The sequence below is a fragment of the Sphingobium sp. FW305-3-2-15-F-TSA7 genome (assembly GCF_058787155.1).
Genome location: NZ_JBYSZM010000028.1, coordinates 88,049 through 94,505 on the forward strand (window position 1 = coordinate 88,049; position 6,457 = coordinate 94,505).

Here is a 6,457-nt window from a genome sequence, read left to right on the forward strand (position 1 = left end):
GGTTGGTCAGCGGCCGGTGAAGACGGGCGGCCGCTTGGCGGTGAAGGCGGCGACGCCCTCCTGATAATCCTGGCTGAAGCCGAGCTCGCGCATCGCGTCGCGCTCGAGATCGAGTTCCTCGTCGAGCGATTTGAGCGACGAGGCCCGGATCAGTTCCTTGGTCCGGGCGAGCCCGCGGGTCGCTCCCCTGGCGAAGCGGGTGGCGAGCGCATCGACCTCCACCGACAATTGGTCGTCGTCGACGCATTTCCAGATCAGGCCCCAGCGTTCCGCCGTCTCGGCCGGCAACGGCTCGCCGGTGAGCGCCAGGCCCAGCGCCCGCGCCTGGCCGACAAGGCGAGGGAGCACCCAGGTCCCGCCGGAATCGGGGATGAGTCCGATGTTCGCGAAAGACTGGATGAACTTCGCGCTCCGTGCGGCGATCACGATGTCGCAGGCAAGCGCGATATTCGCGCCCGCGCCCGCCGCCACGCCGTTGACCGCGGCGATGACCGGCTTGGGCAAGCCCGCCAGCCGGCGAATCAGCGGCGCATAATAACGCTCCACCGAATCCCCCAGATCGACGGCTTGCCCGCCGGGTGCGACCGCCCGATCCGCCAGATCCTGTCCGGCGCAGAAGCCCCGCCCGGCACCGGTGATCACCAGGGCGCGCACATCCTCGCTCGACTCGATCCGATCCAGCGCTTCGGCGACTTCGCCATGCATCTGGACCGTGAAGCTGTTGAGGCGATCCGGACGGTTCAACGTCAGACGCGCGACGCCTTCGGCAATCTCCAGCGCAATCGTTTCGAACGTCATGATCCATCTCCGTCTCGACTGGGAATAAATAGACTGCCTAGTCGGACTATTATTGGCAACCCAATTTTTTGACGCTAATCGAAGAAGCCATGGAGATTCACGCGCTGGTGCCGGCATGACGGTCCGCACACCACCCGCCAAGGAGTTCATCGAATGGCCGACGCCTTTATCTGTGACGCGATCCGCACCCCCATCGGACGCTATGGCGGCGCGCTGGCCGGAGTTCGTGCCGACGATCTGGCGGCGATCCCGCTGCGCGCGCTCAAGGCGCGCAATCCCGGCATCGACTGGACCGCGCTCGACGATATCCTGATGGGCTGCGCCAATCAGGCGGGCGAGGACAATCGCAATGTCGCGCGCATGGCGGCCCTTCTCGCCGGGCTCGGCACCGATGCGCCGGGGACCACGATCAACCGCCTCTGCGGTTCCGGCATGGACGCGGTTGCCTATGCCGCGCGTGCGATCAAGGCGGGAGAAGCCGATCTGATCATTGCCGGCGGCGTCGAGAGCATGTCGCGCGCGCCGTTCGTCATGCCCAAGGCCGACGCAGCCTTCTCGCGCGCCAACGCCGTGTTCGATACGACGATTGGCTGGCGCTTCGTCAACAAGGCGCTGAAGGCCGAGTTCGGCATAGATTCGATGCCCGAGACCGCCGAGAATGTGGCGCAGGACTTCGCGGTGAGCCGGGAAGACCAGGACAAGTTCGCCGCCGAGAGCCAGCGCCGCGCCGCCGCCGCACAGGCCAATGGCCGCTTCGATGCCGAGATCGTCGCAGTGCCGGTACCCCAGAAGAAGGGCGATCCCATCCTCGTCGCGCGTGACGAGCATCCCCGCGAGACGAGCGCAGAGGCGCTTGCGAAGCTGAAGCCGATCGTCCGCCCGGACGGCACGATCACCGCCGGCAACGCATCGGGCGTCAATGACGGCGCGGCCGCGATCATCGTCGCCAGCGAAGCTGCGGTGACGAAATATGGCCTGGCCCCGCGCGCGCGCGTGACGGGCACCGCCGTGGCCGGCGTCCCGCCGCGGATCATGGGCATCGGCCCCGCGCCAGCATCCGAACGGCTGATGGCTCGCCTGGGGCTCAGCATCAGCGACTTCGACATCGTCGAACTCAACGAGGCATTCGCTTCGCAGGGGCTTGCCGTATTGCGCCGCCTCGGCCTTCCGGACGATGCGGAACATGTGAATCCCAATGGCGGCGCGATCGCGCTCGGCCATCCGCTCGGCATGTCGGGCGCACGCCTCGTCCTCACCGCCGTCGAAGAACTGACGCGCCGCGGCACAGGCCGTGCGTTGTGCACCATGTGCATCGGTGTCGGGCAAGGCATCGCGCTGGCAGTCGAGCGTGTCTGATATTTAATTGACCGGCCGGTCAGGTTATTATATATAAAGTCCATCGAGTCGATGAGGATGACGCATGTACACGACCGAGCTCAGCAAAGACGCCAAGGCCCCGGTTCCGATCATTGCCGAGGATCCGGAACTGCTCGCCGCTTTTGAAGCGCGCGTGGCAGCCGACGAGTTCATCGAACCGAAGGACTGGATGCCCGAGGCGTATCGCAAGACGCTGGTGCGCCAGATCTCGCAGCATGCGCATAGCGAGATCGTCGGCATGCTGCCCGAGGGCAATTGGTTGTCCCGCGCGCCCTCTCTGCGCCGAAAGGCGGTCCTGCTCGCCAAGGTGCAGGACGAGGGCGGGCACGGCCTCTACCTCTATTGCGCCGCAGAGACGCTCGGCACCAGCCGCGAGCAGATGGTCGAGGCACTGCACTCGGGCAAGGCGAAGTACAGCACGATCTTCAACTATCCGACGCTCACCTGGGCGGACATCGGCGCGATCGGCTGGCTGGTCGACGGCGCCGCGATCATGAATCAGGTGCCGCTGCAGCGCACATCCTACGGCCCCTATGCGCGCGCGATGGTGCGCGTCTGCAAGGAGGAGAGCTTCCACCAGCGCCAGGGCTACGAGATCATGATGGTGATGGCCAACGGCACGGCCGAACAAAAGGCGATGGCGCAGGACGCCTTCAATCGCTGGTGGTGGCCGTCACTGATGATGTTCGGCCCGCCCGATGCGAACTCGCCCAACTCCGCCCAGAGCTTCCGCTGGCGCATCAAGCGCGACAGCAATGACGATCTGCGCCAGAAATTCGTCGACATCACCGTGCCCCAGGCCGAATTCCTGGGCCTGACCGTCCCCGACCCCGACCTCAAATGGAATGAGGAGAAGCAGGGCTACGACTTTGGTGCGGTCGATTGGGAGGAATTCTACGCGGTGGTTCGCGGCGAAGGCCCCGTCGCCAAGGAACGCGTGAAGGCGCGCATCGAGGCCTGGGAGAATGGGGCCTGGGTGCGGGAAGCGGCCGCGGCCCATGAAGCGAAACGCGCCGCGCGGCGTGCCGCCTGATCAACCTCGAACAACAGGACAAGACAATGAGCCATGACTGGCCCCTGTGGGAAGTGTTCATCCGCTCAAGAGGCGGGCTCAGCCACAAACATGTCGGCTCGGTCCACGCGCCCGACGGTGAACTCGCGGTGCGCCACGCACGCGACGTCTATACGCGCCGGCTCGAAGGCATCAGCCTTTGGGTGGTCAAGTCGAGCGATATCGTCGCTTCCGACCCTGCGCAGGCCGGCCCGATGTTCGAACCGGCCGAGACGAAGGTCTATCGGCATCCGACCTTCTACGACATCCCCGACGTCGTGACGCACATCTGATGGCGACGCTTCCGACCCTTCAGCGCGAAGATGGCGCAGCGACCGAATGGCACCCTTCGCTGTTCGACTATCTCCTGCGGCTCGGCGACGACGGCCTGATCCTGGGCCAGCGGCTCACCGAATGGTGCGGCAATGCGCCGGCGCTCGAGATCGACCTCAGCCTCGCCAATATCGGCCTGGACCTGATCGGCCAGGCGACGCTGTTCCTCGAACTTGCCGGCAAGGTGGAGGGGTTGGGACGGGACGGCGACCGGCTCGCATTCCATCGCGACGTACTGGCTTTCCGCAACTGCCTGCTGGTCGAACAGCCCAATGGCGATTTCGCCCAGACGATCGCACGCCAGTTTCTCTTCTCGACCGCTCAGCTTGCCCTGTTCGAAGGACTGGCCGGCTCGACCGAGCCGCGCATCGCCGAAATCGCGGCAAAAGCGGTCAAGGAAGTCGCCTATCATGTGGACCTGTCGGCCGACTGGGTGATCCGTCTGGGTGACGGCACCGAGGAGAGCCGCCGCCGGATGATCGAAGGCCTCGACTGGTTCTGGCGCTTCGTCGACGAGATGTTCGATGTCGACGCGCAGGAACGGTCGCTGGTCGAAGCCGGCATCGCAGTCGACCGCAGCGCCCTGCGCGGTCGCTTCGACGCCCGCGTGAACGACGTGCTGCGTGAAGCGACGCTGCCGCCACCCGAATATCCCCGGGCGGTAAGAGGCGGTCGCGTGGGACATCATTCCGAACATCTCGGCCATCTGCTTGCGCCCATGCAGTTCCTCCCGCGCGTCTATCCCGACGCCGTCTGGTAGCGCCATGCATGCGCTCGACGCCGCGACCGAAGCCCGCATCCTGGCGGTGCTCGACGATGTTCCCGATCCCGAAATCCCCGCGGTGACGGTGACGGACCTCGGCATCGTGCGAGGGCTGCGCGCGAAGCCGCCGACGGTGCTGGTCACGCCGACCTACACCGGCTGTCCGGCGACGCTTGCGATCGAGGCCTCGATCCGCAGCGCGCTCGACGCGGCGGGCTTCGGCGAGGTGGGCATCGAAACCGTCCTCGCGCCGCCATGGTCGACCGACTGGATTACCGATCGAGGCCGGGAACGGCTCAAGGATTATGGCATTGCGCCGCCGCCGCGGGGCGCCGCGGCGCATCGGCTCGGCGGCGACGAACCGGTCGCCTGCCCGCGCTGCAACTCCGTTCGCACGCATGAGGTGAGCCGCTTCGGATCGACACCCTGCAAGGCGCTTTGGCGCTGCGAGGCCTGTCTCGAACCCTTCGACCGCTTCAAATGTCATTGAGGAATTAAGCTCGTGTCTGCAGGCTTCCACCCGCTGAAGATCCTCGACGTTCGCCGGGAAACCGACGACGCCATTTCGGTGCTGCTCGAACCGGGCGCCGAACTCGCCGACGCTTTCGCCTTCGCGCCGGGTCAGCACCTCACCTTTCGCGCCGACATAGACGGCGAGGATGTGCGCCGGAACTATTCGATCTGCGTCGCGCCGGGCGGGCCGCTGCGCGTCGGCATCAAGCGGGTGGCGGGTGGCCGCTTCTCGACCTGGGCAATGGAGACGCTGAAGCCCGGCGGCACGATCGAGACGATGGAGCCGCGCGGCCACTTCACCTGGGAATTCGCCCCCGGCAAGCAGCGCAACTATCTGTGCTTTGCCGGCGGATCCGGAATCACACCGATCCTGTCGCTGATCGAAGCCGGTCTGGCGACCGAATCCGACAGCCAGTTCACCCTGTTGTTCGGCAACCGCAGTTCCAGCTCGATCATGTTCCTGGAAGAACTCGCCGCCCTCAAGGACCGCTATCTCAGCCGTTTCCAGATCTACCATTTCCTGACGGCCGAGGCCGACGATATCGAGCTCTTCAACGGCCGGCTCGATGCGGCACGGATCGCCGAGATATTGTCGTCGCTGGTCGATCCGGAGAATATCGACGTCGCCTTTATCTGCGGCCCTTCGGCCATGATGGACACGGCCGAACGCGCGATGATCGATGCGGGCGTCCCCGCGGATCGCGTGCTGGTCGAGCGTTTCACCGCCGAACGCCTCAGCGCGGCGGATGAGCAGGCCGACCGTGCGGTGGCCGAGAAGGCCGAAGGCCTGAAGATGCAGATCACCATCGACGGCCGCCGCCGTATCGTGGAATTCCATGCCGGCGCCGGCAGCATCCTCGACAATGCCCGCGAGGCCGGACTGCCCGCGCCCTTCGCGTGCAAGGCCGGCGTGTGCGCGACCTGCCGGGCCAAGCTCGTCGCCGGCGAAGTACGCATGAAGACCAATTACGGCCTCTCCGCCGAGGAAGTGGCTCGCGGCTATGTGCTGACTTGCCAGGCGGTTCCCCTCGGTGAGGGCGTCATGCTCGATTATGACGCCTGAGGATCGAATCTGAACTGCGTCATCCCGTCTTCACCAGGCTTTTGCGCATTCCATAGCCGAAATAGACGATGAGGCCGAAGCCGTTCCAGATGAGGAAATAGAGCTGGGTTTTGCTGGGGAGGCTCCAGAAGAGATAGGCGCAGCCGAGGATGGCGATGAGGCCGACGACAAGGGCGCCGGGTGTGCGGAAGGGCCGCGGCGCATCGGGCGCACGGCGGCGCAGGATGAGCATGCAGAGCGCGACGGCGGCGAAGGCGGCAAGCGTGCCGGCATTGGCGAGGGCTGCGATCTCGTCGATGGGCAGGACGCCGGCGATGATCGAGACGAGGATCGCGGTCATGATGGTGATGCGGACGGGGGCGCCCCGGCCCGAGATCCTGGCGAGTGCGGGCGGCAGGAAACCGTCGCGCGCCATCACCAGGAAGATGCGGCTCTGCCCATAGAGGAAAGCGAGAATGACGGTGGGCAGCGCGATCACCGCGGCGGCGGCGATGATGGTGGCGATGCCGGGCTGCTGGAGATCGCGCAGGATCAGCGCGAGCGGCTCGGGACTGTCGGC

General features: G+C 65.9%; 8 protein-coding genes. 6 read left to right on the forward strand and 2 right to left on the reverse strand.

The window, feature by feature from the left end; all coding sequences use genetic code 11:
* Positions 1 to 6 precede the first annotated feature (6 nt).
* Positions 7 to 798, reverse strand: coding sequence for a 2-(1,2-epoxy-1,2-dihydrophenyl)acetyl-CoA isomerase PaaG (gene paaG / locus AC3WN8_RS20895; protein ID WP_492671408.1), 792 nt, complete (start codon positions 796 to 798; stop codon positions 7 to 9).
* Between the two features lie 153 nt (positions 799 to 951).
* Here paaG and pcaF point away from each other — a divergent pair, with 153 nt between their 5' ends.
* The 6 genes from pcaF (at position 952) to AC3WN8_RS20925 (ending at position 5,898) form a co-directional block, all read left to right on the forward strand.
* Positions 952 to 2,154, forward strand: a complete 1,203-nt coding sequence (gene pcaF, locus AC3WN8_RS20900; RefSeq protein WP_492671409.1) for a 3-oxoadipyl-CoA thiolase — start codon at positions 952 to 954, stop codon at positions 2,152 to 2,154.
* Between the two features lie 64 nt (positions 2,155 to 2,218).
* Positions 2,219 to 3,208, forward strand: coding sequence for a 1,2-phenylacetyl-CoA epoxidase subunit PaaA (paaA, locus tag AC3WN8_RS20905; protein ID WP_492671410.1), 990 nt, complete (start codon positions 2,219 to 2,221; stop codon positions 3,206 to 3,208).
* Positions 3,209 to 3,234: 26 nt separating this feature from the next.
* Positions 3,235 to 3,519 (forward strand): 1,2-phenylacetyl-CoA epoxidase subunit PaaB, encoded by a 285-nt coding sequence (paaB, locus tag AC3WN8_RS20910; RefSeq protein ID WP_492671411.1) that lies wholly within the window; start codon positions 3,235 to 3,237, stop codon positions 3,517 to 3,519.
* Positions 3,519 to 4,319 carry a 1,2-phenylacetyl-CoA epoxidase subunit PaaC gene (gene paaC, locus AC3WN8_RS20915; protein ID WP_492671412.1) on the forward strand — a complete coding sequence of 267 codons (801 nt, stop codon included), beginning with the start codon at positions 3,519 to 3,521 and terminating at the stop codon, positions 4,317 to 4,319. Before paaB ends, paaC begins: the two co-directional genes overlap by 1 nt.
* A 4-nt stretch (positions 4,320 to 4,323) precedes the next feature.
* A complete protein-coding gene (paaD, locus tag AC3WN8_RS20920; protein WP_492671413.1) occupies positions 4,324 to 4,812 on the forward strand; it encodes a 1,2-phenylacetyl-CoA epoxidase subunit PaaD in 489 nt (162 codons plus the stop codon).
* Positions 4,813 to 4,824: 12 nt separating this feature from the next.
* Positions 4,825 to 5,898, forward strand: coding sequence for a 2Fe-2S iron-sulfur cluster-binding protein (locus AC3WN8_RS20925; protein WP_492671414.1), 1,074 nt, complete (start codon positions 4,825 to 4,827; stop codon positions 5,896 to 5,898).
* Between the two features lie 19 nt (positions 5,899 to 5,917).
* Here the strand turns inward: AC3WN8_RS20925 and AC3WN8_RS20930 are convergent.
* On the reverse strand, positions 5,918 to 6,457 hold a 540-nt coding region (locus AC3WN8_RS20930), incomplete at its 5' end, for an APC family permease (RefSeq protein WP_492671415.1).